This is a genomic window from Streptomyces nigrescens (genome assembly GCF_027626975.1).
Lineage (GTDB): Bacteria > Actinomycetota > Actinomycetes > Streptomycetales > Streptomycetaceae > Streptomyces > Streptomyces nigrescens.
Genome location: NZ_CP114203.1, coordinates 2,390,601 through 2,413,096 on the forward strand (window position 1 = coordinate 2,390,601; position 22,496 = coordinate 2,413,096).

Annotated in this window: 23 protein-coding genes; 9 read left to right on the forward strand and 14 right to left on the reverse strand. The window is 70.5% G+C overall.

Annotated elements, in window-relative coordinates; genetic code table 11:
* Window positions 1-66 precede the first annotated feature (66 nt).
* Together STRNI_RS10760 and STRNI_RS10765 are read right to left on the reverse strand one after the other, a co-directional pair.
* Complete coding sequence (locus STRNI_RS10760; protein WP_148592236.1) at window positions 67-924, reverse strand: ABC transporter permease; 858 nt, start codon at window positions 922-924, stop codon at window positions 67-69.
* Window positions 884-1,996 (reverse strand): ABC transporter ATP-binding protein, encoded by a 1,113-nt coding sequence (locus STRNI_RS10765; protein ID WP_277411086.1) that lies wholly within the window; start codon window positions 1,994-1,996, stop codon window positions 884-886. Before STRNI_RS10765 ends, STRNI_RS10760 begins: the two co-directional genes overlap by 41 nt.
* 224 nt (window positions 1,997-2,220) lie before the next feature.
* Between STRNI_RS10765 and STRNI_RS10770 the strand changes: the two genes are divergently transcribed.
* On the forward strand, window positions 2,221-2,808 hold the full coding sequence (locus tag STRNI_RS10770) for a TetR/AcrR family transcriptional regulator (RefSeq protein WP_093643432.1): 588 nt from the start codon (window positions 2,221-2,223) through the stop codon (window positions 2,806-2,808).
* Between the two features lie 173 nt (window positions 2,809-2,981).
* Here STRNI_RS10770 and STRNI_RS10775 read toward each other — a convergent pair whose 3' ends face one another.
* Window positions 2,982-4,544, reverse strand: coding sequence for a PTS ascorbate transporter subunit IIC (locus tag STRNI_RS10775; protein ID WP_277411087.1), 1,563 nt, complete (start codon window positions 4,542-4,544; stop codon window positions 2,982-2,984).
* A 62-nt stretch (window positions 4,545-4,606) separates the two neighbouring features.
* A complete protein-coding gene (locus STRNI_RS10780) occupies window positions 4,607-5,425 on the reverse strand; it encodes a PTS sugar transporter subunit IIAB (RefSeq protein ID WP_277411088.1) in 819 nt (272 codons plus the stop codon).
* Window positions 5,426-5,631: 206 nt separating this feature from the next.
* On the opposite strand from STRNI_RS10780, the gene STRNI_RS10785 reads away from it, so the two are divergent.
* Both STRNI_RS10785 and STRNI_RS10790 read left to right on the forward strand, forming a co-directional pair.
* Window positions 5,632-6,744 carry a hypothetical protein gene (locus STRNI_RS10785; RefSeq protein ID WP_229838400.1) on the forward strand — a complete coding sequence of 371 codons (1,113 nt, stop codon included), beginning with the start codon at window positions 5,632-5,634 and terminating at the stop codon, window positions 6,742-6,744.
* Window positions 6,745-6,787: 43 nt separating this feature from the next.
* Window positions 6,788-7,321: a hypothetical protein gene (locus STRNI_RS10790; RefSeq protein WP_159485719.1), complete on the forward strand. Its 534-nt coding sequence runs from the start codon at window positions 6,788-6,790 to the stop codon at window positions 7,319-7,321.
* 46 nt (window positions 7,322-7,367) lie between these two features.
* Here STRNI_RS10790 and STRNI_RS10795 read toward each other — a convergent pair whose 3' ends face one another.
* Entirely contained in the window at window positions 7,368-8,579 is a 1,212-nt protein-coding gene (locus STRNI_RS10795) for a PP2C family protein-serine/threonine phosphatase (RefSeq protein ID WP_277411089.1), read from the reverse strand.
* Window positions 8,580-8,781: 202 nt separating this feature from the next.
* Window positions 8,782-9,288: a DinB family protein gene (locus STRNI_RS10800; protein WP_229838399.1), complete on the reverse strand. Its 507-nt coding sequence runs from the start codon at window positions 9,286-9,288 to the stop codon at window positions 8,782-8,784.
* A 126-nt stretch (window positions 9,289-9,414) separates the two neighbouring features.
* On the opposite strand from STRNI_RS10800, the gene STRNI_RS10805 reads away from it, so the two are divergent.
* The 3 genes from STRNI_RS10805 to STRNI_RS10815 all read left to right on the forward strand — a co-directional run bounded on the left by STRNI_RS10805 (window position 9,415) and on the right by STRNI_RS10815 (window position 12,472).
* Entirely contained in the window at window positions 9,415-10,005 is a 591-nt protein-coding gene (locus STRNI_RS10805) for a helix-turn-helix domain-containing protein (RefSeq protein WP_093643421.1), read from the forward strand.
* A gap of 234 nt (window positions 10,006-10,239) precedes the next feature.
* Complete coding sequence (locus STRNI_RS10810) at window positions 10,240-11,187, forward strand: DMT family transporter (protein ID WP_277411090.1); 948 nt, start codon at window positions 10,240-10,242, stop codon at window positions 11,185-11,187.
* A 28-nt stretch (window positions 11,188-11,215) separates the two neighbouring features.
* A complete protein-coding gene (locus tag STRNI_RS10815; RefSeq protein WP_159488989.1) occupies window positions 11,216-12,472 on the forward strand; it encodes an MFS transporter in 1,257 nt (418 codons plus the stop codon).
* 33 nt (window positions 12,473-12,505) lie between these two features.
* Here the strand turns inward: STRNI_RS10815 and STRNI_RS10820 are convergent, their stop codons facing one another.
* Window positions 12,506-12,733, reverse strand: coding sequence for a DUF5133 domain-containing protein (locus STRNI_RS10820; RefSeq protein WP_277411091.1), 228 nt, complete (start codon window positions 12,731-12,733; stop codon window positions 12,506-12,508).
* A gap of 96 nt (window positions 12,734-12,829) precedes the next feature.
* Window positions 12,830-13,690 (reverse strand): RNA polymerase sigma factor SigF, encoded by an 861-nt coding sequence (locus STRNI_RS10825; RefSeq protein ID WP_018088796.1) that lies wholly within the window; start codon window positions 13,688-13,690, stop codon window positions 12,830-12,832.
* 332 nt (window positions 13,691-14,022) lie between these two features.
* On the opposite strand from STRNI_RS10825, the gene STRNI_RS10830 reads away from it, so the two are divergent.
* Both STRNI_RS10830 and STRNI_RS10835 read left to right on the forward strand, forming a co-directional pair.
* On the forward strand, window positions 14,023-14,193 hold the full coding sequence (locus tag STRNI_RS10830) for a hypothetical protein (protein WP_018088795.1): 171 nt from the start codon (window positions 14,023-14,025) through the stop codon (window positions 14,191-14,193).
* 303 nt (window positions 14,194-14,496) lie between these two features.
* Entirely contained in the window at window positions 14,497-14,670 is a 174-nt protein-coding gene (locus STRNI_RS10835) for a CsbD family protein (RefSeq protein ID WP_018088794.1), read from the forward strand.
* Window positions 14,671-14,878: 208 nt separating this feature from the next.
* Here the strand turns inward: STRNI_RS10835 and STRNI_RS10840 are convergent, their stop codons facing one another.
* Window positions 14,879-16,081 carry an FUSC family protein gene (locus STRNI_RS10840; protein ID WP_026169484.1) on the reverse strand — a complete coding sequence of 401 codons (1,203 nt, stop codon included), beginning with the start codon at window positions 16,079-16,081 and terminating at the stop codon, window positions 14,879-14,881.
* 243 nt (window positions 16,082-16,324) lie between these two features.
* Window positions 16,325-17,221, reverse strand: coding sequence for a SigB/SigF/SigG family RNA polymerase sigma factor (locus STRNI_RS10845; RefSeq protein WP_274738475.1), 897 nt, complete (start codon window positions 17,219-17,221; stop codon window positions 16,325-16,327).
* Window positions 17,222-17,557: 336 nt separating this feature from the next.
* On the opposite strand from STRNI_RS10845, the gene STRNI_RS10850 reads away from it, so the two are divergent.
* A complete protein-coding gene (locus STRNI_RS10850) occupies window positions 17,558-17,884 on the forward strand; it encodes an STAS domain-containing protein (protein ID WP_272595473.1) in 327 nt (108 codons plus the stop codon).
* A gap of 144 nt (window positions 17,885-18,028) precedes the next feature.
* On the opposite strand, the gene STRNI_RS10855 is transcribed toward STRNI_RS10850, so the two are convergent.
* The 4 genes from STRNI_RS10855 to STRNI_RS10870 all read right to left on the reverse strand — a co-directional run bounded on the left by STRNI_RS10855 (window position 18,029) and on the right by STRNI_RS10870 (window position 22,496).
* Window positions 18,029-18,577 carry a ferritin-like domain-containing protein gene (locus STRNI_RS10855; RefSeq protein ID WP_274740671.1) on the reverse strand — a complete coding sequence of 183 codons (549 nt, stop codon included), beginning with the start codon at window positions 18,575-18,577 and terminating at the stop codon, window positions 18,029-18,031.
* A gap of 213 nt (window positions 18,578-18,790) precedes the next feature.
* The gene (locus STRNI_RS10860; protein WP_277411092.1) at window positions 18,791-20,659 is read right to left on the reverse strand and encodes a glycoside hydrolase family 15 protein; all 1,869 of its coding nucleotides are present in this window, start codon (window positions 20,657-20,659) and stop codon (window positions 18,791-18,793) included.
* A 284-nt stretch (window positions 20,660-20,943) separates the two neighbouring features.
* Window positions 20,944-21,306, reverse strand: a complete 363-nt coding sequence (locus tag STRNI_RS10865; RefSeq protein WP_277411093.1) for an STAS domain-containing protein — start codon at window positions 21,304-21,306, stop codon at window positions 20,944-20,946.
* Entirely contained in the window at window positions 21,303-22,496 is a 1,194-nt protein-coding gene (locus STRNI_RS10870) for a cobalamin B12-binding domain-containing protein (RefSeq protein ID WP_277411094.1), read from the reverse strand. The genes STRNI_RS10865 and STRNI_RS10870 overlap by 4 nt, the downstream gene beginning before the upstream one ends.

Here is a 22,496-nt window from a genome sequence, read left to right on the forward strand (position 1 = left end):
CCTGCGAAGCGCGGCGTGCGTACGGACGTATGCGTGCAAGCCTGCCGCCCGGAAGCCACGACCACGTCACCGGGCCAGGCGCCCCAGGAGGGACGAGGCGGCGGCGATGCCGAGGGCGGCGGCGGCCACCAGGACGGTGTAGTCGAGGGCCAGGTGGGCGTGGGTGCCGAGGAGGAGGCCTCGGAGTGCGTCGACCTGGTAGCTCAGGGGGTTCAGCATGCTGACCGTCTGGAGCCAGCCGGGCATGATCGCCACCGGGTAGAGGGCGTTGGAGGCGAAGAAGAGCGGCATGGTGATGGCCTGGCCGATGCCCATCAGCCGGTCCCGGGTGAGCACGATCCCGGCGATCGTCATGGACAGACAGGAGAAGAAGGCCGAGCCGAGGACCACGGCGACGGCAACGGCGAGCAGCCGGAGGGGGTTCCAGGTCATGGCCACGCCGAGCAGTGCGGCGATGACGATCACCACCACGGCCTGGATGAGCGCCTTCACTCCGGCGGCGAAGGCCTTGCCGGCGATCAGGGCCGACCGCGGGGTCGGGGTGACCAGCAGTTTGGTCAGGATGCCGGCGTCCCGCTCCCAGATGATCATGATGCCGTAGAAGATCGCGATGAACATGGCGGACTGGGCGATGATGCCGGGCGCCAGATAGTCGATGTACGGGGTGCCGCCGGTCGGGATGGCGTTGAGGCGGGTGAAGGTCTCGCCGAACACCAGGAGCCACAGGGCGGGCTGGACGGCGCGGGTGTACAGCTCGGTGCGGTCGTGGCGCAGCTTTTGCAGTTCGACCACGCACATGGCGACGACACGGGCGGTCAGCACCCGCCAGCCGGTGCGGGCGCGCGGCGGGACCAGCAGCAGGTCCAGCCGGCCGTTGGCGGTGTCAGCCGACCCGGTTTGCGGTGCGGCGGGTGCTTCGGACATCGCGGAAGTCTCCTGACTGCTCGTCGAGGCCGCTGCCGGCGACGTCCCGGAAGACGTCCTCCAGGGTCGGTTCGGTGTCGGACGGGCGCGATGGGGCCGATGGCGGAGAGGAGGGGGTGGTGGGCGGCGCCGAGGCCGGGGCCGTCGTGGCGGGAGTGTCCGGGGCAGCGGCCGGGGTGGGGGTGCCCGGGGTGAGGGGTGCCGGGTGAGCGGCGGCCGGTGTGCGGGTGGCGCGGCGGCGGGCGCGCAGGGCGGACCGCAGTTCGTCGGGGGTGCCGAGGGCGCGGATCCGGCCCTGGTGCATCAGGGCGAGACGGTCGCAGTACTGGTCGGCCTCGTCCATGTAGTGCGTGGTCACCAGGACGGTCATGCCGGTGGCGGCCCGTACGGCGTTGATGTGTTCCCAGACGCTGGTACGGGCGATCGGGTCCAGGCCGATCGTCGGCTCGTCGAGCATCAGCAGCCGGGGCGCGCTGACCAGGGCCTGGGCGAGTTCGAGGCGGCGGATCATGCCGCCGGAGTACGTCTTGGCGAGCCGGCCGGCCGCGTCGGTGAGGCCGACCGCCGCCAGCGCCTGGGTGACGCGCGCGGCGCGCTCACGGCGGGAGACGTCGAAGACCCGGGCGAACAGCGCGACGTTCTCCCGGCCGGTCAGCCCGGCGTCCGCGGACAGCTGCTGCGGGACGTACCCGAGCAGCCGGCGCACCGCCATCCGCTCCTTCGCCGCGTCGTGCCCGAAGACCCGCACCATGCCCGCGGGGACGGGCAGGAGGGTGGTGATGCAGCGGATCGCGGTGGTCTTGCCCGCGCCGTTCGGGCCGAGCAGGCCGAAGACCTCTCCGGTGCGGACCGAGAGGTCGACTCCGTCCACGGCCTTGGTCTCGCCGAAGGCGTAGCGCAGGGCGCGGCAGGTCACGGCGTCGGGAACGGGGGCGTTCGGGCCGGGCGCGTCGGGAAGGGGCGCGTTCGGGCCGGGGGCGTCGGGAGCGGGGGCGGCCGGGGTGTGCGGCTCCTCGTCCGGCCCCGCGGGGCCGGTCAGCCGCCCCCGCCCTCCCTCGTCGTCGGTGGTCATGTGCCCTCCGGATCAGCCGCTGGACACCGGCCCGTTCCTCGGCGAGCGGGTCGGGAACTCCCCTGCGGGCATCTCCCGATTTTAGGTCCGAGGCGGGAACGGGCCCCGGGACGCGCGCGGGGCGGGTATCGAACGGCCCACCCGGGAGGGCCCGCCGGTCACGCCGCTTCGCCGCCCTCCACCGACGGAAGCGGCCGTCCGGGAAGCCGGTAGCATCGCGGCCCATGGCCCGGCCCAAGGAGTTCGACCCGCACGCCGCCCTCGGAGTGGCGATGGAGACTTTCCGCCGCCAGGGGTACGAGGGCACGTCGGTACAGGATCTCGTGGCGGCCCTGGGCATCAACCGCTCCAGCATGTACGCGGCCTACGGCTCCAAGCACGACCTCTACCTCAAGGCCCTGGAGCGCTACAGCGCGGCCGAGGCCGCCAGGGCGCGGGACGATCTGGCGGGCACCGGACCGGCGCTGCCCGCCCTGCGGGCCTTCCTGCTCTCGTATGTGGAGGCCGCGCTCGCGGATCCCGAGGGCGCCGGGTGCATGGTCACCCACGGTGTGCTGGAACTCCTCCCCGGTGACCCGGAGGCCGCCGCCCGGCTGCGTGCCGCGCTCGGGTCGCTGGAGGAGGCCTTCTTCGCCCTGCTGCTGCGGGCCCGCACGAACGGGGAGCTGGCGCCCGGTACGGATGTACGGAGCGCGGCCCGCTTCCTGGTTACGTTCACCCAGGGGCTGCGGGTGATGGAGAAGGCCGCCGACCGGGCCTATCTGACGGCGGCGGTGGAGCAGGCGCTCCGGGCGGTGTCCCGGGAGGGGTGAGCGGCCGCCCGGAGGGCGTGGGCTTCGGGACCCGTGGGATTCAGGACCCGTGGGGTTCAGGGCCCGTGGGGTTCGGGGCCTGGGCCCGGGGTGGCTGCCCGTCCCGGTGCGCGTGGCCTGCCGAGCCACGTACCGGGACGGGACGGGTGAGCAGCCCGGCGCGCGCGAGGCGTTCAGCTCCCCTCCGGAGGGGGCGGCGGAGTCGGCGCCCCCGGTGGTGGCGCGATCTTCGCGTGGGTCCGGACCACCGCCGTGGCCGGGCCGGCCGGCGCGGGTGCCTGGCGCGGCAGCAGGGCGTCACGGCGGGCGCCCGGGTCCCAGCCGGTGTCCACGACGCGCTTCTGGAAGAGGATCGCGGCGCCGAGCAGTACGGCACCGATCGCCGGCATCGCGATGGTGCCCCCGGTGGCGCCCGCCTTGGCGGCGTTGCCGAGCAAGGTCCCGAACCAGCCGAAGTCGGCGTCGCCGAAGGTGGTGTTCTCCTTGCCGAACGCGCCGAGCACCTTGAGCAGCAGCGCGGGCAGGAAGGTGATCAGCACGCCGTTCAGGAAGGCGCCGACGACCGCACCGCGCCGGCCGCCGGTGGCATTGCCGTAGACACCGGCCGCACCGCCCGTGAAGAAGTGCGGTACGAGCCCCGGCAGGACGAGCGCGAGGCCGAACGCCGGATGGCCGATCCAGGTGAGCAGCCCGAGGCTGACCAGGCCGCCGAGGAAGCTGGCGAGGAAGCCGATGAGCACGGCGTTCTGCGCGTACGGGAAGACGATCGGGGCGTCGAGGGACGGCACCGCGCCTGGTACGAGCTTGCCGGCGATGCCCTGGAACGCCGGGACCAGTTCGCCCAGGATCGTCCGGACACCGAAGAGGATCACCGCGACCGCGATCCCGAACTGCAGGCCCTGCATGACGGACTGCATGACGTAATTGCCGAGGTCCGTGGCGGCGCTGCCGCCCTCGGCCGCGAACGCCTTGAATGCCGTCGCCCGGCCGGCCTTGGCCAGATAGGCCAGCGACATGATGACGTAGATCAGCACCATGGACAGTGCCGTGGCGACCATCGAGTCCCGCAGAAAGCGCAGGCCCTCGGGCAGTTTCATGTCCTCGGTGCTGCGGCTGCGCCTGCCGACGAGCTGTCCGGCGGCGCCCGAGAGGATGTAGCCGGCGGTGCCGAAGTGGCCGATGGCGATGCTGTTGTTGCCGGTGATGCGCTTGGTCCAGGGGTGGGCGAAGGCGGGCATCGCCACCAGCAGGATGCCCAGCAGTAGTCCGCCGACGACCACCACGCTCACCGAGGACCGGCCGGAGGTCGCCAGGACCATGGTCAGCAGGGTGGCCATGAAGAGCATGTGATGCCCCGTCAGGAAGACATAGCGCAGCGGGGTGAAACGGGCCAGCACCAGGGCGACCGCGAAGCCGAGGATCATCAGCCAGGCGACCCGGGCGCCGAACTGCGCCTGGGCGATACCGACGATCGCCTCGTTGGTGGGGATCACGCCCTGTGCGCCGGTCGCGCCCTGGATCATGCCGCCCAACGGGGCGAGGGAGCTGACCACCAGTCCCGCGCCGGCGCCGATCAGCAGAAAGCCCAGCGTCGCCTTGAGGGCACCGCCGACCACCTGGCCCGCGGTCTTCTTCAGCGCGATCAGACCGGCCGCCGTGATCAGGCCGATCAGATACGCGGGTTGGCTGAGGATCTCGTTCACGAGAAACGTGGCGAGGGATATGAGCCAGTCCATGGTGCCGTCCGTCCTCCCGGCTCGTCGATGGGGCGTCGTGTGTCGGGGCCGGGCGCCGCCGCTCAGACGTCGTAGGTGGCGCGGAGTGCGCGGTCGACCTCGCGGCCGCTGGTGAAGTCCTCGACGACCGTGACCGGTACGCCGACCTCGCCCAGCGTCCTGGCGATCTCCCGGGAGGTGAGGATCGCGACGGCCTCGGAGGCCTTGCCCTTGGCCGAGATGGTGTCGGTCGCCTCCACCGTCACATGGCGGGCCCAGCCCCAGCGGTCGAGCACCTGCTCCAGGGTGTTCTTGAGGAACAGGCTGGTACCCACGCCGTTGCCGCACACCGTAAGGATCTTGTGGACGGCGGCCGCCCCGCCAGGCGGGCGCGCACCGCGCTCCCCCGCCACCCCTGTCTCCCCCGTCTCCGCCGTCTCCCCGCTCTTCCCCGTCTCCCCCGCGAGCACCGCACGCAGCGCCTCCGGATCGGCGGCCTCCTGGAGGGCCCGAGCCGCCGCCGGGTCGGCCAGAAGCTTCGCGAGGGCCGCCATCGCCGCCGTATGCGCCCCGGAGTCCTCGGCGGCCAGACCCACCACCAAATGCACCGGGTCATTCGACGCATGGCCGAATTCCACCGGCTGTTCGAGGCGGACCCATGACAGTCCGGTCCGGTGCACGGCGGGTGAGGGGCGGGCGTGGGCGAAGGCGAAGCCGGGCGCGATGACGATGTACGGCCCGTTCTCCTCGACGTTGCGGATCATCTCCGCGGTGTAGGCGCCGGCGGTGGCGCCCGTCTCCGTCAGCAGTCCGCCCGCCGCACGTATCGCCTCCCGCCAGTCCGCCGCCCGGACGTCGAGGCGTACGGCCGCCACGGGGAGAAGATCACTCAGCGCTGCCATGGCGGGGACTCTACAGAGGCGCAGGTGACCGGCGCACCGGTGCGGAAGAAGGAATTCCGGGAGATCTCCGCGCGGCTGCGGCCCGCGTTCAACTGCCGTGCCGCACAACGGCCTTGACAGCTCCTTGTGGGCGGAGAAGCCTGGTTCTTTCGGCAGTTGCCGGATGTCGGGGGATGTCGGGGGACACCGGGGGATTCGGGGGACTCATGGTGAGGTACACATCTGCGCGCACAACGGACCGGGCACCGGCGGATACGGACCGGACGGCGGCGAATACGGGTAGGACATCGGCGGATACGAGCAGGACATCCGCGTCCGACGGGTCCCGCACCGCGGCCGCCGCACTCCTGACGCCACGGTTCCGGCGGCCGCGCCGGGCGGGCCGGGCCACCGCGCTCGGTGCGGCTGCCCTCGCTCTGGCGCTGCCGCTGGCGGCCTGTTCGTCGGACGGGGGAAGCCATGAGCCGGCGGGCGGCGCCGGCAGTTCGGCGGCCGGTGCGGCACCGTCCCCCAGCCCTACGCCGAGCGCCGACCCCGACGCCTACCGCCGCGCGCTGACCGGCGCCCTCAGCCCCCTCGACAGCGCGCTGCGCACGGTCGACGGGGCGCGCGAGGGCACGTCGCTGAACAAGGCGCTGGAGACCGCCGCGACCCGGGCCGAGGCCGCCGCCGATGCCCTGCAGACGGCCGCCGCACCGGACGACGCCCTCGCGGGCAACAGTCAACTCGCCACCGCACTGCGCGCCTTGGGGCAGGATCTGCGCAGCGCCCGCGGCAACGGTGGCCGCTGCGCCACCTCGCCCCGCGTCGAACTCGACACGGCCCACGGCCCGCAGAGCGTCAAGGCGGCCGGCCGCGCGCTCAAGGCCCTCGGCTATGACGCCTCGCTGCGGCTGCCGCGTACGGAGCGGGCCCGGCACCGGCGGCCGGCGAACGGCACGTTCGTGCGCGACGGCAGCAGGGGCGGTCTGGGCCGGCTGACCATCAACAACGGCACCAGCTCCGATGCGGTGGTGACCCTGACCCGCGGCACCCGTACGGCGTTCTCCGTGTACGTCCGCAAGGGCGCCAAGGCGACCGTACGCAGCGTCAACAGCGGTTCGTACACGGTGTACTTCACCACCGGCGAGGACTGGAACGGCCGGAAGAGCTCCTTCACCCGCGGATGCAGCTTCGAGAAGTTCGACGACAGGGCGAACTTCCGGACGGTGCGGGTGGCCGGCGGGACGCAGTACACGGTGCTGACCTTCACCCTGAACAAGGTGTTCGGCGGCAATGCCTCCACGAGCACGGTGCCGCCGGGCGAGTTCCCGTCGTAGCGGCGGGCCGGTGCGCCGCGGCGGCTCGGTATTGTGGCGCCGCGTGGGCGACAGCACGGTATGGACTCTGGCAATCGCGGCGGTGACCGGCGGCACGGCGGTGCTCGCCAGCTGGGTCACCAGCCGCGGCAGCACCCGGGCCGCCAGGATCCAGGCCGAGATCGCCGCGCGCTCGCAGCGTGCCGAGCGACTGCGGGAGAGCCGCCGCACCGCCTATCTGGATCTGATCGAACAGACCCACCGGATGGGCGAGTTGTTCTGGGAGATCTCCACCGTGCTCCGGCTCCCCCGCTCCGAGGCCCGTACCTCCACACTCGGCGAACTGCAGGACCGGGAGGTCGCCGAGTACGCGAAGATCCGCCGCTGCGCACGGGTCGTCGAACTGGAGGGCCCGCCCGCGGCCGCCGCCGCGGCCCTCACCCTCCAGAAGGCCACCCGCCCCTTCTACGCCGCCATCAGGGCCGACCTGACCGGCGACCCCGGGGGTCACGACGCCTTCGACGCCGCCTACCGCCCCTTCTGGAAAGCCCTGGAGGACTTCGTGGACGCGGCGCAGGACGCCCATCAGCAGGACTGAGGCCGGCCACCGCGGTGGCGGCCCTGGGCTCACCTACGGAAGCCCGCTACACCTCACTTCCGTCGTCCGGTGCGAGGGCGAGGAGCGCGACGTCGTCGTGGAAGACGCGGGTGTGGCGCGGTAGATCCGTGTTGAGGAAGTCGATGACGTCGGCGGGGCCGGGGGCGGGGGCGGTCCGGCCGCCGAAGCGGTGGCGGAGGCGGTCGAGGAGCGGGTAGAAGGCGCCGGTGTGGTCGCGGGCCTCGATCAGGCCGTCGGTGCACAGGAGAAGGACATCGCCGTGGGCGAAGGGATGGGTGTAGGCGACGGGCTCCTCGTCGGCCAGCGCCCCCAGGCCGAGGGGCAGTGCGGGCGGCCCGATGAGCGGCGTCACCTCGCCGCCGGAGATCAGGACCGGCTCGATGTGCCCATGGTTGATGATCGTCACTCGGTGGGCGGCGGCGTCGTACTCGATCAGGGCGGCGGTGACGAACAGCTCGTCGTCGAGGAGGTCTTCGGCCTCGCGGGCCAGTCGCCGTTCCATCCGGGTGGCCACGGCCGGCAGATCGCCCTCGTCGTGGACCGCCTCGCGGAAGCTGCCGAGGATATCGGCGACCGTGCGGACGGCCTGGAGTCCCTTGCCGCGGACGTCGCCGATGATGGCGCGCTCACCGGACGGGGTGGCGCGGAGGTCGTAGAGGTCACCGCCCACCATGGTGCCGACCTCGCCGGACCGGTACAGACCGGCCGCGAGGAGATGGCCGACCCGGTGAGGCACCGGCCGCAGCAGGGTCCGCATCAGGGCCTCGGCGACCGAGTGGGCACGCACCAGGTCCCGCTCCTGGCGACGCCGGTGGGCGGCCAGCGCCACCCCGAGCGCACCGACCAGGCCGGTGGCGACATACGCGGCGACATGGTGGTTCTCCCACAGCATATGGATGTTGTGGCCGGTGCAGCACGGAGTGCCGGCCACCACACCCTCCAGCACGACCGCGAAGACCGTGGCCGCCGCGACCGCGACCGGGCCGAGGGTATAGGCGGCGATCACCGGCAGGGCGATGAGCAGAAAGCTCACCGCCCACGGCGTGGGGGTGACGGTTTCGAGCAGCAGGACGAACACCACGTAGGCGACCGGCAGCCAGCGCATCCACGCGGGCGGACGGGCCACCTCGAAGCCCCTGCTGTCGACGACCTCCGCCAGCCTGCCGGCCGCGCGGCCGCGGTCCGGCCCGCGGTCACGGCCGATCCGCTCGAGGATCCACTCACCCGATCTGTCCACACGGGCTCCTGACGCGACCGTGATCAAGAATCACAGCCTGACGCGGCCAAACAGACCAACCCGGTCATTACGCCGTCAGCGGCATGTCCCGCCCCTCAGACCACCGGCGGCCCAAGTCATGGGGTCCGTCCCTCATTCCTTCGAACGGACCTCGTCGACCGCCTGGGCCGCGGAGCCCGGCCGGCCCGAGGGACGGGAACGGTCATCTGCCGACCGAGCCGTCGGCCTGCTCCCGGAGGATGTCGGCATGGCCCGCGTGCCGGGCGGTCTCCTCGATCATGTGCACCAGGACCCACCGCATCGACCGCAGCGCCGCGGCTTTCCCGGCGGCCCGCGCACACGGGCGGTTCACATCGTCGCAGCGCTCGATGATCTCGTTGGACCGCTCGATCGCCACACGGTAGGCAGCGAGCAGACTCTCCGCACTGTCCCCCTCGGCGAGCTCCATGCTCAAGTCCGGCGGCGCGCTGCCGGCGCCCTCGAAGGCCCAGGCGAACCAGTAGACCTCCGCCGCGGTCACATGCTTGACCAGGCCGAGAATGCTGGTGCCGGAGGGCACCGCCGCAGCGCGTCCCTGCTCGTCCGCCAAGCCCCGCGCCTTCGCCGTCACGGCGTCCCGCAGATAGTTCAGGAACGCCAGCAACGTGGACTTCTCATCGGAGTCGACGCCGGGAGGACCTACATCGCGGCGCGCGGGAGTGGTGGTCACCGAGGCACCGTAGCCTGCCGCCCGGTGCGCCACACCAGAATTCGGCACGGTGCTCCGGCAACGGCACCTGGGGACGGGCGGCAGGACCCTGCCGGGCGCCCCGGCCTGCGGCATTAGGATGCGGGCATGGCAGACCCGGCCCCCTCCACCCCTCCCGCACGGGATCCGGAACTCGGATTCCCGCCGCCCGGCGAGGTGCTGCACCGGCTCCGTACTCAGCGGGGGATGTCGCTTCGCCAAGTGGCGGCGGAGTGCGGGCTGTCCGTGTCCTTCCTGGCCGGTCTGGAGCGGGGCGAGACCGATATCGCGCTGGAGCGGCTCGGGCGTCTGGCCAAGGTGTTCGACCACGATGTCGGCTCGTTCCTGGGGTTCTCCCGGGGCCGGGCCACCCCCTCGGTCTTCCCCCGGGAGAAGCAGGAGACCCTGAACCGGGCGCCGGGTGTCGTCTACCGGGTGCTGCGCTCCCCGGAGCTCGGATATCAGGTGGTGACCGGGGACTTCGCACCGCACAGCGGCCTCACCGAGGACCTCCAGCACGAGGGCTCCGACCTCATCATGGCGACCCGGGGCACCCTGGTGGCCCGGTACAACGGCCGGGACCACGAGCTGCGCGCCGGCGACTGCATCCAGTGGTCGGCCGGTCATCCGCACACCTTCCGCAATGACACCGATGAGCCGGCCCAGATGGTCGCCGTACTGTTCTCCAGCCTCTACTGAGCCTTCCCGCTCTCTCACTCCCCCCAACTGCCCTGCGGACGAGGGTCCGTGGGGCTTCTCGCCGTCCGGGCTCCGGCTCCCGTTCCCGTTCTCACCCCCGTTCCCCTTCCCGCTCCCGTTCCCGGGCGTGCGTCGTGACCATCGCTGCGACCCCGAGGGCACAAAACTGTCGCGATGGACGATATTTTGCTCTAGCGTGCATTTTATTGAACACGAAGAGAGGGAGTGTCAGCAGTGATCAGTCCCAGTCCGCCGCTCGGGAGTGGCGAGCGGTCCGCAGCCCGGAGCGGTGTGCCGGACACCGCCGCACGGCCCGCGGGGCGCCTTGCCGAACTGCCCGCCCGGGCGGCCCTCGTGGTCGTCTGGAGTTCGGGGTTCCTCTCCGGCACGCTCGGTCTGCGGTACGCGGCGCCCTACACCTTCGCGGCGTTACGCTTCGCCGTCGCCGGGCTGGCGCTGCTGGCCGTCGCCGGGCTCCGCCGTCAGCGGCTGCCCCGGGGGCGCCGGCTGCTGCATCTGGCCGTCGCCGGAGTGCTCGTCCAGGCCGTGCAGTTCTCCAGCATCTACGCGGGGATGGACCTCGGAGTGCCGTCCGGGCTGGCGGCCCTGATCATCGGGCTCTACCCGCTGACCGCTTCGCTGCTGGCGGTACCGCTGCTCCACGAGCGGGTCTCGGCGGGCCAGTTGCTGGGCCTCGTCGTCGGGCTCGGCGGGGTGGCCCTCGCGGTCGCCGAGGGGATCCGGCTGTCCCTCGACTCGCTGCCGGGACTGGGTTTTCTCACGCTGGGGCTGCTGGGCATCTCCGCCGGCACCGTCTACCAGAAGCGGTTCTGCGGGCAGATGGAGCCGGTGAGCGGCAATGCCGTACAACTGCTGGCCGCCTCGCTGGTGGTGCTGGTGCCCGCGCTCCTCGCCGAGGGCTGGGACGTGCAGTTCACCGCCGCGTACTGGCCGGTGCTGCTGTGGAGTGCGCTGGTCAACTCCGTCGTCGGCGTCGGTCTGCTCTACCGCCTCCTCCAGCGCCATGGGACGAGCCAGGTCAGCAGCCTGTTCCAGCTGGTCCCGATGAGCACGGCGGGGCTCGGCGCGCTGGTGCTCGGACAGCGGATCGGCCCGCTCACCCTCGGCGGGCTGGTGCTCGCCACGGCCGGCACCCTGCTCGCCCACCGTGTCCGACACTGAACTACCGGAGGCCCCTATGGACCAGTTGATGGACTCCATGAACCAGTTGACGGACACCGGCCGGCGCGCTCCGGCCACCGCTCCCCCGCAGGTGGCGCGCCTGCGCCGGGCGATCAGCCTGTTCTTCGCCCTCGACGGCTTTGTGTTCGCGGGGTGGGTGGTGCGCATCCCCGCCATCAAGGAACAGATCCACGCCTCGGCCGGAGCACTCGGACTGGCCCTGCTGGGGGTGTCGGTGGGATCGGTCGCCACGATGCTGCTGACCGGCAAGCTGTGCCGCCGCTACGGCAACCATCCGGTGACGGTGGTGACGGCGGCCCTGCTGTCGCTGTCGGTCGCCCTGCCCCCGCTGACGCATTCGGCCCTTCATCTCGGTCTCGTCCTGCTGCTGTTCGGAGCCGCGTACGGGGGCCTCAATGTCGCCTTCAACGCGGCGGCCGTGGATCTGGCCGAGGCGGTCCGGCGCCCGATCCTCCCCTCGTTCCACGCGGCGTTCAGTGCGGGCGGACTGGTGGGTGCTGGACTCGGCGGGCTCCTCGCCCCGCGACTGAGCCCGCTGTGCCACCTGTTGCTGCTGACGGCGACCGGGCTCGTGGTCACCGCCTACGCGGGCCGGGTGCTGCTGCGGACGCCCGGGCCGCCGGCCACCGGCCAGGTTCCGCGCCGCGACGGGACGGACGCGGTGCCGGGGTGCGGCCGGGCGGCGGTGGGCCGTACCCGGCTGTTCGTCACGCTCTACGGGCTGATCACCCTGTGCACGGCGTACGGCGAGGGCGCACTGGCCGACTGGGGCTCGCTGCATCTCTCCGCGGACCTGCGCACGGGGCCGGGTGCGGCGGCGGCCGGATACGCGGTGTTCGCGCTGCTGATGACGGTCTCCCGGATGTCGGGCACCTGGCTCCTGGAGCGGCTGGGCGACACCCCCGTCCTGGTGGCCGGTGGCCTCCTCGCGGCGGTGGGGATGCTGGTGGGAGCGCTGGCCCCGCAGCTGTGGCTGGTGTACCTGGGCTACGCGCTGACCGGACTGGGCCTGGCCAATGTCTTCCCGGTCGCGGTCGGCGGCGCCGGCGCCCTCGCCGGCCCCCATGGCGTCGCGGTGGCGTCGACCCTGGGGTACTCCGGCATCCTGCTCGGCCCGCCGTCGATCGGGTTCCTCGCCGAGGCGTACGGGCTGCCGGGGGCGCTGACCACGATCGCCGCGCTGGCCGCTCTGGCGGCGCTGCTCGGCCGGGTGGTCGGGCGCGGCCGGGTGGGCCGGCGCGGCCGACGGCGGGCGCCGTGCTGAAAGGCAGCGGCGGCCGGCGGGGCCGTCGGCCGGTCAGCCCGCGACGAGGGAGTCGCGCGTCACCCCGGCGCCGGGCATCCTGTGGCGGGCCGCCATCAGTGCCGCGTCCACATCGCGGGTGCCGGTGGAAACGCACAGGGTGGAGGCGATGTCATCCATCCTCCGGCGCACCTCGGCCTTGCCCTGCCGCGCGTGCAGCAACTCCAACGTCTCGTATTCCTGGACGAGTTCCCGCAGCACCGCAGGGTGGGCCATCGGCATCTTCCGGTTCCTTCCCGCACGAAATGGCGTGATGAAATGGCGTTTGTCGTCCCCGGATGCCCGGGCCCCGCATTCCCGCATACCGCGCAGGCGGTCTCAGCGTTCGGTGAGCATTCCGGCCCGAAGCTTCGACAGGGTGCGGGTGAGCAGCCGGGAGACATGCATCTGGGACACACCCAGCTCCTCGCCGATCTGCGACTGGGTCATCTCCTGACCGAAGCGCAGCTCGATGAGGCGCCGTTCCCGGTCGTCGAGCGTGCCGAGCAGCGGGGCGAGCACCTGGAAGTCCTCGACGGCCTCCAGCGCCGGGTCGTTCTCCCCCAGGACGTCGACGAGGGTGCGGCGCTGCTCCGACGGGTCGGGGTCGGCAGGCGTGTCGAGCGAACCGGCGGTGTAGCCGTTGGCGGCGACAATGCCCTCGATGACATCGTCCTCCGACAGATCGAGGTGGGCGGCCAGTTCGCGGACGGTGGGGTCGCGGTCGAGCTTGGCGGCGAGGTGCTCCTTGGCCTTGGCCAGGTCGCTGCGCAGCTCCTGAAGGCGGCGGGGCACATGGACGGCCCAGCCGGTGTCACGGAAGAACCGCTTGATCTCGCCCAGGATGTAGGGGACGGCAAAGGTGGAGAACTCCACCTCACGCGCGAGGTCGAACCGGTCGATGGCCTTGATCAGACCGATGGTGCCCACCTGGATGACGTCTTCCATGTCGTCGCCGCGATTGCGGTAGCGGCGGGCGACATAGCGCACCATCGACATATTCATCTCGATGAGGGTGTTCCGCGCGTACTGGTACTCGTGCGTGCCCTCTTCGAGAACCTGGAGCCGTTCGAAGAACTGCTTCGACAACTCCCTCGCGTCGCGAGGAGCCACCTTCTGCGGTTGCGTCACCTCCGGCAGTGCAGAGGCCGTGTGGGTCTGTCGCTGCTCGGTCGTGGTCTCGCTCACGATGGTGGTCATCTCGCCTTCCCGCGCGCCCGGCACCTGCGGACGCTGCAGCGGCCCGCCTACCCCGATCCATCCGGGCCATGCCTTCGGGGTGGACGCGAAATCAACAGCGGCCTGATAGGCGGCAGTTGTGAGGCCGTACGACCGCAGGAGCTGTGAGACCCGCACCGGCCGGAGGAGCCCGTACGCCCCGCACGCGGGCGTCTACGCCCCAAAGCGCCGGCACGGTGATTGCATTTCGGGGTAAGGCGCATCGGCCGCACGAATGTGCCCGGTTTCCCTCCGAAGAAACGTTGTGTGTGAGCCCCACGCCCGGGCACACGATGTTCCGGAGGTTGATAACCATGGTCCCCCTGATTGTCGTTCTTCTGCTCGCACTGCTGCTTTTCGGCGCCGGATTCGCCCTGAAGGCGCTCTGGTATGTGGCGGTGGCCGTACTCGTCATCTGGCTGCTGGGATTTGTCCTGCGTTCCGCGGGAGCCGGCGGCAAGCGCGGCCGGTGGTACCGCTGGTAGCGCCACAGCCCGCATATCCGGGGTGGGTCGGACAACGCCGTGTTGTCCGGCCCACCCCGGTTTTTGCGTCCACTGAGGCATCATCACCACGCCCCTGGAAACACGGAAAGTACGGCCCGGGGCGTGCACTGCTCCCGCAGGGGACTCACCTCCATCGCAGTGTGCGCTCCGGGTCATATGCACTCCCCCATATCCACTGCCTCACATCCTCCCCCTCATATCCGCTCCCCCCCTATCCGCTCCGTCGTTTGACAGCGCCATGCGGGGGCACGCGAACAATGCCGCCAACGGAAGGACCGGACCATGAGTGCCAGCGAAAAGGCCAAGGCCCTCGCCGAGCAGGCCATCGGCAAGGTCAAGAAGGAAGTGGGACGAGCCGTCGGGAACGAAAGCGCCACCGCCGAGGGTTCCGCAAAGGAATCCAAGGGGGATCTCCGCGGAGCAAAGGAGAAGGCCAAGGACGCCTTCAAGAACTGACTGATCGGGCGCGGCCGGCGCACGAAACACGAAAGGGGCCACCGCTCTCCTGCGGTGGCCCCTTCTCCCTGTTCTCCTTGTTCTCCCTGTTCTCGCTACTCCCCCTGTTCGGCCTGTTCGGCCTGTGCTCCCTGTCCGGCCTGTTCTCCCCGTTCTCCCTGTCCGGCCGCGTGGTGGACACCGGGGCCCGCCTCGCGAGGCCGGCGGTTCACCGTTCGACATGGTGCTGGAGAACGTCACAGGTGTACTGGAACTCCTCCATCAAACGGGCGGCCTCGATGACCAGCACTCCATAGGGGCGGCCGGGGTCCGTGAGCGGCAGGTCGTCCCGCTCCGCCTGTTCGGCCAGCCGTCGGCGGTAGTTCTGTGCCTCGTCGGCCAGTTGGTGCAGCTGGGATGTCTGGTCGCCGAGCCGGTCCTCGTCGAGGTCAGCGAAGACGCGGGTGATGTGGGAGAGGGATTCCAGGAAATCGGCGTAGCTCGCCAGAAAGGCGCCGTAGCGGTAACGGTCTTCGTCCGCACTCCATTTGTCCAGGCTGCGGGTCAGTGCGGCGACTTGCCGCAGGGTGCGCTCCAGCGCCTCCAGCACCGCGGCATAACCCTCGAAGTAGGTGTGTGCCCGGCCGCGGCGGAAGAGCCGGCGCGGATTGTAGTGCAGGCTCTCCCGGGCCATCCGCAGTCCCGTTCTGGCCTGGGTGACCAGTTCTCCGGTCTGTTCGGCCCGCGCCCGCCACCGCCCGGTGCGCTCCTCGTCGAGTCCCCGTTCACGCAACGCCGGGTAGATGTCGCTCACCAGGTCGCACAGGGCGTGGGCCAGGGTGCGGATGCCGTGTTCGGCGCTGCGGTAGCGCAGCGGCGGCAGCACGGTGACGTTCACGAGGACGCCGATCCCGCAGCCGATGAGGACCAGCAGGATGATCTGCCCCAGCTGGGTGACCTTGTCGAGCGTCGAGGTGGCGGAGACATAGGTGGAGAAGGCGAAGAACGCCGCGGTGGCCACCTGGGAGCCCTGCGAGCCGAGCGCCGGCCACCGTCCGATGGTGAGCGCCACCAGCGCCACCAGGGCGAACGCCGGCACGTCGGGCCCGACGAGAAAGCCCAGGGCGGCCTGCACCGCGACGCCCGCCACCACTGCGCCCACGTAGCGCGAGGACTGCAGCAGCGACTGGTAGACGGTCACTTGCATGATCAGCACTGCGGAGAACGGGGCAAAGGCGGGCGACTGTGCGTGCAGGAGGTGGTAGGAGATCACCCAGGCGATCGTCGCCGCCAAGGTGCCCTTGGCGATGAGGAGCACCGTGGAGCGCTCATGGCCCTCCGACCCCAGTGCCCTCCCCCACCACCGCCGGACGCGGGCCATCCGCCCCGTCCGGGCCGGTCGTGTCCGTCGCCCGCTGACTTCTCCGGCCATACCGCCCCTTCGTCTGCTGCCCCATCCGCGCGTCAGCGGATCTTCCGGAGCCCGGTACCCGGCCACAGCGGAACCATCCATGCCGTACGACAGCTGTGGTCCGGCCGACTCCGCTGCGGCGGCGCCTCCTGTGCAGGGCACTCCGCGCTGCACAGGAGTGGGCGGGCCCGGCACTGCGGGCGGCCTTCGTGACTCACCGTCGGGAGCCGTGCGGCCCGGGCGCCGAAGGCGGTCCCGGCGGGGTCACTGCTGGCCGAGCATGCCCTTGCGCAGCTGCTTGATGATGCGGGTGAGCAGTCGGGAGACATGCATCTGGGAGATACCGAGCACCGCACCGATCTGGGCCTGGGTCATCTCCCGGTCGAAGCGCAGATGCACGATCAGCCGGTCGCGCTCGTCGAGCTGTTGCAGGAGTGAGGCCAGGGCGTACCGGTCCTCGACGTGCTCCGTGGCGGGGTCGGTCGCGCCGAGAAGGTCGGCGAAGGCGGGTCCGCCGGCGCCCTGCGTCGACTCGCCGTCGCAGGAGAGGTGCAGGGAGACGGCCGTGTAGCCGTTGCCGGCCACGATGCCCTCGATGATCTCCTCTTCCGTGAGCTGCAGGTGCTCGGCCAGCTCTTTGACGGTGGGTTCCCGGTCAAGGAGGGCGGACAGATGCTCCATCGCCTGGGCCAGGTCGATGCGGAGTTCCTGCAGACGGCGCGGGACATGGACGGCCCAGCTGGTGTCGCGGAAGAACCGCTTGATCTCCCCGAGGACATGGGGAATGGCGAACGCCGCGAAATCCGTGCGGCGGGAGAGGTCGAACCGGTCGATGGCCTTGATGAGACCGATGGTGCCGACCTGGACGATGTCCTCCATCTGGTCACTGTGACTCCTGTACCGGGAGGCCACATAGCGCACCAGGGACAAGTTCATCTCGATGAGCGTATTGCGGGCGTACTGATACTCGGGGGTGCCCTCTTCGAGTTCCGCGAGCCGCTCGAAGAACAGCGGCGTCAGCGCCTTGGCGTCATGGGGAGTCACACTCCCGGTGTCCTCGATGCGCGGAAGCGTGGTGGAATATCTTCCGGCCCGCGGTGACGGCGCGTCATAAGGCGCCTGCAGGGGTGTGTCACATACGTCCTCGAAAACCGTGTTCATGCTCCACCTCCGGGATTCAGGTCGTTGAGCAGGCCTGTTGCCCGGCACTACGGTCCTTATGCGCATCGCTGGAACAATCACCCCGCTGAGTGGCGCAGCCGGTGGACCGGTGAGGACCATCTGCGGAATTCCTGAATGATTCATGAGAAATGTTTCCGTCGCCGCGGCGCACTCCCAACGAGGGCTATCGCGTCCGTTCCCGGACGCGCTGCGGCATCTGACGGCGGGGCCATACAGGGGACGGTCTTCGGCCTGGCCGAACCGGAGACCGCACTAGAACCTGTGCCCGAAAGGCATGGCATGCTGTCGCCCATGTACGTTCATACACCGGCTGTGGTGACCCACGCTGTCGAGGACGAGGCCTTTGTCGTCCGCGTCAGCGGGTCCCTCGATCACGACAGCGCCCCTCTACTGGAAGAGGCCTGCGCGCTGGCGGAGGATTCCGGCGCTCCACGTACCGTCGTCGATCTGTCGCTCACCGACTTCGCCGACTCCACGGTGCTGCACGTCCTGCTTGCCGCCCAGCGCGCCCATCACCGGCAGCAGCGCAAGCTCGTCGTCGCCGGCCCGTTCCACGAGGTCGTCCGCCGGCTCTTCGATGTCACCGGCACCGCCGGATACTTCACGCTGGCCGACGACATGCCGGGCGCGCTGGGGTCCTGAGGCCCACCGCCCTGCTCACCGGGGCCCGGAGCGGCGGACGCACCTGCCGCCGCCCACCCTCGCCCGGCATCGCGAAGCACCGCCGCCGATCGCCATGATCAGGCCAATTACGCGGCACCGCTGCCGGCCGCCCCGCGACGCCCGTCAATCGGCCTGCTTGTCCTGCGGAATGCGTTCCAGCAGCCCCCGCAGATCGTCCGCGTGCTCTTCCTCCTGCGCCAGCAGTTCTTCGAATACGCGTCGTGTGGTCGGGTCGCCGTCACCCAGCCACTTCGTGATTTCCGTGTACGAGGCGATGGCCACACGTTCGGCCACCAGGTCTTCCTTGATCATCTCCAGGAGGTCGTCGCTGGCGTCGTACCCGGCGTGCGCCCGCTGCGTCAGGGTTTCCGGGTTGAAGTCGGGCTTCCCGCCGAGCTGAACGATGCGCTGCGCCACCTTGTCGGCGTGTTCCTGCTCCTGTGCGGCGTGTTCCAGGAACTCCGCCGCGACCGGCTCCGAATAGAGACCGGAAGCCGTGTAATAGTGCCGCTTGTACCGCAGGGTGCACACGATTTCCGTGGCCAGCGCCTCGTTCAGCACCTGCAGAACGCGCTCCAGATCGGCTCCGTACGCTTCGGTGACCGGCCCCTTTTCGATCTCGCGGCGGGCGCGGTCGCGGAGGGTGGTGATGTCGGTGAGAAAGTCAGCCACGGTCTTTCTGCCCTTCAGTTTTCCTGGGATGGACAGCGCTTCGCTCCGGAAATTGTGCTCCTGCGGCACCGCCGGTCAGTATGCCCGCAGTCGAGTCGGCAACGGACTCCATTCCGTCAGCAGCGGGCGTTTCCCGCGCGGCGGCATCCGAGGAATCCCGGAGCCCGGCCGGTGGCGGGCGCGGTGGGCGCCCGGCGGCCGGGGAAGGGCGGCTCAGCCCATGAAGTCGTCCAGGCTGGTGGCCGCGCTGATCAGCGCGAGATGGGTGAGCGCCTGGGGGAAATTCCCCAGATGTTCGCCCGTCATCCCTATCTGCTCCGCGTACAGACCGAGGTGATTGGCGTAGGTGAACATCTTCTCCAGCGCCACCCTGGCTTCTTCGATCCGGCCGGTGCGGGAGAGCGCCTCGACCCACCAGAACGAGCAGATCGAGAAGGTCCCCTCCGTGCCGTCCAGGCCGTCGGGAGAGACCTTCGGGTCGTAGCGGAAGACCAGGCTGTCGGTGACGAGGTTCTCGCCGATGGCCTTCACGGTGGAGCGGAACCTCGGATCGTCCGGCGACAAGAACTTCACCATGGGCATCACCAGGAGCGAGGCGTCCAGAATGTTCTCCGGCGGCTGCCCCGGCTCCCCGCTGAGGCGTTGGACAAAGGTCTCTTCCTCCGCGTTCCAGCCCTGGTCCATGATCTGGTGATAGATCGTGTCGCGTACCGACATCCAACGTCCCAGATCACCCGGCACACCACGTTGCCGGGCCATTCTGATCATGCGCTCCACCGCCACCCAGCACATCAACCGCGAATAGGTGTGGCGCTGTTGTCCGGCACGGGTCTCCCAGATGCCCGCATCGGGGCTGTCCCAGTGCTCCAGCAGCCAGTCGAGAATGGCGCACAGGTCCATCCAGCTCTCATGTGAAATCCCGGCACCGTGTTTGTTGAACAGATAGACGGAGTCGAAGAGTTCGCCGTAGATATCGAGCTGGAGCTGCCCGGCGGCACCGTTCCCGACCCGGACCGGGGCGGATCCCCGGTAGCCCTCCCAGTGGTCGAGGACATGCTCGGTCATTTCGGCATCGCCGTCGATGGAATACAGCACCCGTAACGGGCCGTGGTCACCGTCGTGCGCAGGGCGCAGACACGAGGTCAGCCAGCTGATGAAGGCCTGTGCCTCGCGGGTGAAGCCCAGGCGAAGCAGGGCGTGGAGGGAGAAGGCCGCGTCACGGATCCAGACATAGCGATAGTCCCAGTTCCGTTCGCCGCCGAGTTGTTCGGGAAGCCCGAGGGTCGGTGCGGCGACAATGGCTCCGGTGGGCTCGTGGGTGAGGAGTTTGAGGGTCAGCGCGGAGCGGTGCACCATCTCGCGCCAGCGGCCGGTGTAAGTGGACTGGCTCAGCCACTGGCGCCAGAACCGTACGGTGGACCGGAACAGCTCCTCGGCGGCCCGGGTATCGACCAGATCGACGGCGGGTTCGGCGCGAGTGGGTTTGCCGGACTCCAGCACGAACAGCGCGGATTGGCCTTCCGCCAGGTCGAAGTCGCCGAGGGCATCCTGGCCTTCGGTCCGCAGGGTCACATTTGCCTGGAGCGAGAGTTCCAGCGCCTCACTGGTGAAACGCACACCGTGCGGCTGCGTTTCCACCTTGTGCGGATCCCGGCCGTAATTCATCCGCGGTGCGATGACGGTCCTGATACGCGAGCTGCCCCGCACACTGACCACCCGCCGCACCAGCCGTTGCCGATGATTCCGGTCCCCCTCCGCCCGTATCGGCATGAAGTCCTGGATCTCGACGATGCCGTTCCCGGTCAGCATCCGCGTCATGAGGATATTGGTGTCGGGAAAGTAGTACTGCTGGCGTTTGGCGACGTCCCCGACGGGGCTGATCTGCCAGTGTCCGCCGTCCGCGGCATCGAGCAGCGATCCGAAAATGCTGGGCGAGTCGAACCGCGGCGCACAGAACCAGCTGATCCGGCCGTCGGTCCCGACCAGCGCCGCGGTCCGCAGATCGCCGATCAGCCCGTGTTCGGCAAGCGGAAGATAGTCCTCGCCCGCCACTCCGTCCGACGGCTTTTGCCGGTCGTTCATATACCGCGGCCCCCTGACGCTGACGCTTCTCCTGCCGTGCGGTCGTCTCTCATCAACTGCCCCTCTCGGCAGGGGCGGTACGGCCGCGATACGGGGAATCCGAACGGCCCGTCCGTACGCATCCGCAGACAATTCGCGGGCACTTACGCCTCGTTCAGCGTCGGCCCTTGAGTACCCGCCCCAGCCCTGGTCGGGAAGGAGCGCTGAACTCGCGTATGCCCCGGCGGAGCAGGTTCATGAGCCGACGCCCTTCGGCAAGAGCCGCCGTTCCGTGGTGGCGCGCGTCAGCCCGTAGTGGAACTGCTCCGTCCCGGCGGGGAGGTGAGGGGGCCGAGGGTGCCGGTGACCGTCAGAAGGCGGTCCAGCGCGGGCGGGCGGTCGTCGAGATGGAGATGGATCCCGGCGGCGCTGGTCCGGCGGTGGAGGGCCAGCAGCACGGAGAGCCCCATCGGGTCGCAGGCCCGCACCTGCGCGCAGTTGAGGTGGAGGTCACGGAGACCGGGCTGCGCGGCGATCTGCCGGACGGCCAGGGCGAGCAGCTCGTCCGCGGTGGTGTGGTCGAGGTCCCCGGAGAGGTGGAGGTGGGCGGTGTGCCGGTCCGGGGTCGCGATGGTGGCGCTGCGGTCGTCGGACGGGGGCACGGTCATACGGAGGACCCGAGGCCGGAGCTGGGGCCGGTGTCGGTCCTGGTGTCGATCCTGGTGCCGGTGCCAGTGCCGGGGCCGGTGCCGGTGTCGACCCTGGTGCCGGGGCCGGTGCCAGGGCCGGTCCTGGTGCCGGTGTCGAGGCTGCGGCGGGCATGGCCGAGGATGCGCCGAGCCCGGGGGAAGTCCTTGAGCTGAGCCGAGAGTGCGTCCAGCGCCGGGTGCAGTGAGTGGGCGGGAACTCCGCGGGTCGTGAGGATCAACCGGGTCCAGGTGAGAAAGCCGGTGAACAGTTCGTCGTCGTCCGTGTAGAGCGCGGTGGCGAGGAAGTCGGTGATGTGCGCGAGGTCTTCCGCGGTGTGCTGCCGCTGCCGTTCGGAGTAGTCGCGCAGGGCGGGGAAGCGTTCCTCCAGCTGCGTCAGGGTCTCCTTGACCAGTTGGGGGGCGGTGCGGGCCACCAGGGAGTACTCCTGGTCGGACAGGTGCGGCAGGTCGTCGACGGGCTGGTGCCCGAGTGCGGGTGGCCTGGTGTCCGGCATACCGTGGGAGAGGAAGTCGGCGGCGGTGCGGGCGTCCGGCGCCCAGGCGTCGGCACCGAGCAGCCGGGCGTAGCGGCCGTCGGGACCGAAGGCTGCGCCGCCGACCAGGACGGGGACGGCCACGGCCTGGCAGGCGGTGATCGCCGCGTGTGCGGTGGGAAGCCGGGTGGCGATCGAGCTGGACAGCCCGACGGCCTGCGGCCCGGTCCGGTGCAGATGGGCGATCAGATGCGGCGCGGGCACCTGCGCACCGAGGAAGTCCACCCGCCAGCCCCGCAGCCGCAGCACCTCGGCGAGGAGTCGGGCGGGCAGCGCATGCCATTCACCGTCCACGCAGGCCACCGTGATACGTCCCCGCTCCGCCGCGGCGGCCGGTGGCCGGTGATGCGCGAGGGCCGCGATGACCCGGTCGTTGATGGCCGTGGCGGCGTGCTCCTGTGCCACCGTCATCCTGTTCGCCGCCCAGTGCTCACCGACCCGGTGCTGGACGGGGGCGATGATGTCGAGCAGCACGTCCTCCGGCGGAACCCCCGCGTCCACCGCGTCGAAAACCCCGCGGACGGCCGTGTGCTCGTCCACGGCCACGACCGCGTCCCACAGGTGGTCGACGTAGCCGGCCAGGCTTTCCGTCATCGGAGCGGGCGAGAGGGTCAT

Excerpts from the sequence above, each read along its gene's own strand:
- STRNI_RS10825 (WP_018088796.1), bottom strand. The coding sequence starts at position 13,690 with ATGACCACCATCGTGAGCGAGACCACGACCGAGCAGCGACAGACCCAC.
- STRNI_RS10840 (WP_026169484.1), bottom strand. The coding sequence starts at position 16,081 with ATGGCCGGAGAAGTCAGCGGGCGACGGACACGACCGGCCCGGACGGGG.
- STRNI_RS10835 (WP_018088794.1), top strand. The coding sequence starts at position 14,497 with ATGAGTGCCAGCGAAAAGGCCAAGGCCCTCGCCGAGCAGGCCATCGGC.
- STRNI_RS10830 (WP_018088795.1), top strand. The coding sequence starts at position 14,023 with ATGGTCCCCCTGATTGTCGTTCTTCTGCTCGCACTGCTGCTTTTCGGC.
- STRNI_RS10845 (WP_274738475.1), bottom strand. The coding sequence starts at position 17,221 with ATGAACACGGTTTTCGAGGACGTATGTGACACACCCCTGCAGGCGCCT.
- STRNI_RS10820 (WP_277411091.1), bottom strand. The coding sequence starts at position 12,733 with ATGCCGATGGCCCACCCTGCGGTGCTGCGGGAACTCGTCCAGGAATAC.
- STRNI_RS10785 (WP_229838400.1), top strand. The coding sequence starts at position 5,632 with ATGGTGAGGTACACATCTGCGCGCACAACGGACCGGGCACCGGCGGAT.
- STRNI_RS10805 (WP_093643421.1), top strand. The coding sequence starts at position 9,415 with ATGGCAGACCCGGCCCCCTCCACCCCTCCCGCACGGGATCCGGAACTC.
- STRNI_RS10765 (WP_277411086.1), bottom strand. The coding sequence starts at position 1,996 with ATGACCACCGACGACGAGGGAGGGCGGGGGCGGCTGACCGGCCCCGCG.
- STRNI_RS10815 (WP_159488989.1), top strand. The coding sequence starts at position 11,216 with ATGGACTCCATGAACCAGTTGACGGACACCGGCCGGCGCGCTCCGGCC.
- STRNI_RS10775 (WP_277411087.1), bottom strand. The coding sequence starts at position 4,544 with ATGGACTGGCTCATATCCCTCGCCACGTTTCTCGTGAACGAGATCCTC.
- STRNI_RS10865 (WP_277411093.1), bottom strand. The coding sequence starts at position 21,306 with ATGACCGTGCCCCCGTCCGACGACCGCAGCGCCACCATCGCGACCCCG.
- STRNI_RS10860 (WP_277411092.1), bottom strand. The coding sequence starts at position 20,659 with ATGAACGACCGGCAAAAGCCGTCGGACGGAGTGGCGGGCGAGGACTAT.
- STRNI_RS10760 (WP_148592236.1), bottom strand. The coding sequence starts at position 924 with ATGTCCGAAGCACCCGCCGCACCGCAAACCGGGTCGGCTGACACCGCC.
- STRNI_RS10870 (WP_277411094.1), bottom strand. The coding sequence starts at position 22,496 with ATGACCCTCTCGCCCGCTCCGATGACGGAAAGCCTGGCCGGCTACGTC.
- STRNI_RS10780 (WP_277411088.1), bottom strand. The coding sequence starts at position 5,425 with ATGGCAGCGCTGAGTGATCTTCTCCCCGTGGCGGCCGTACGCCTCGAC.
- STRNI_RS10770 (WP_093643432.1), top strand. The coding sequence starts at position 2,221 with ATGGCCCGGCCCAAGGAGTTCGACCCGCACGCCGCCCTCGGAGTGGCG.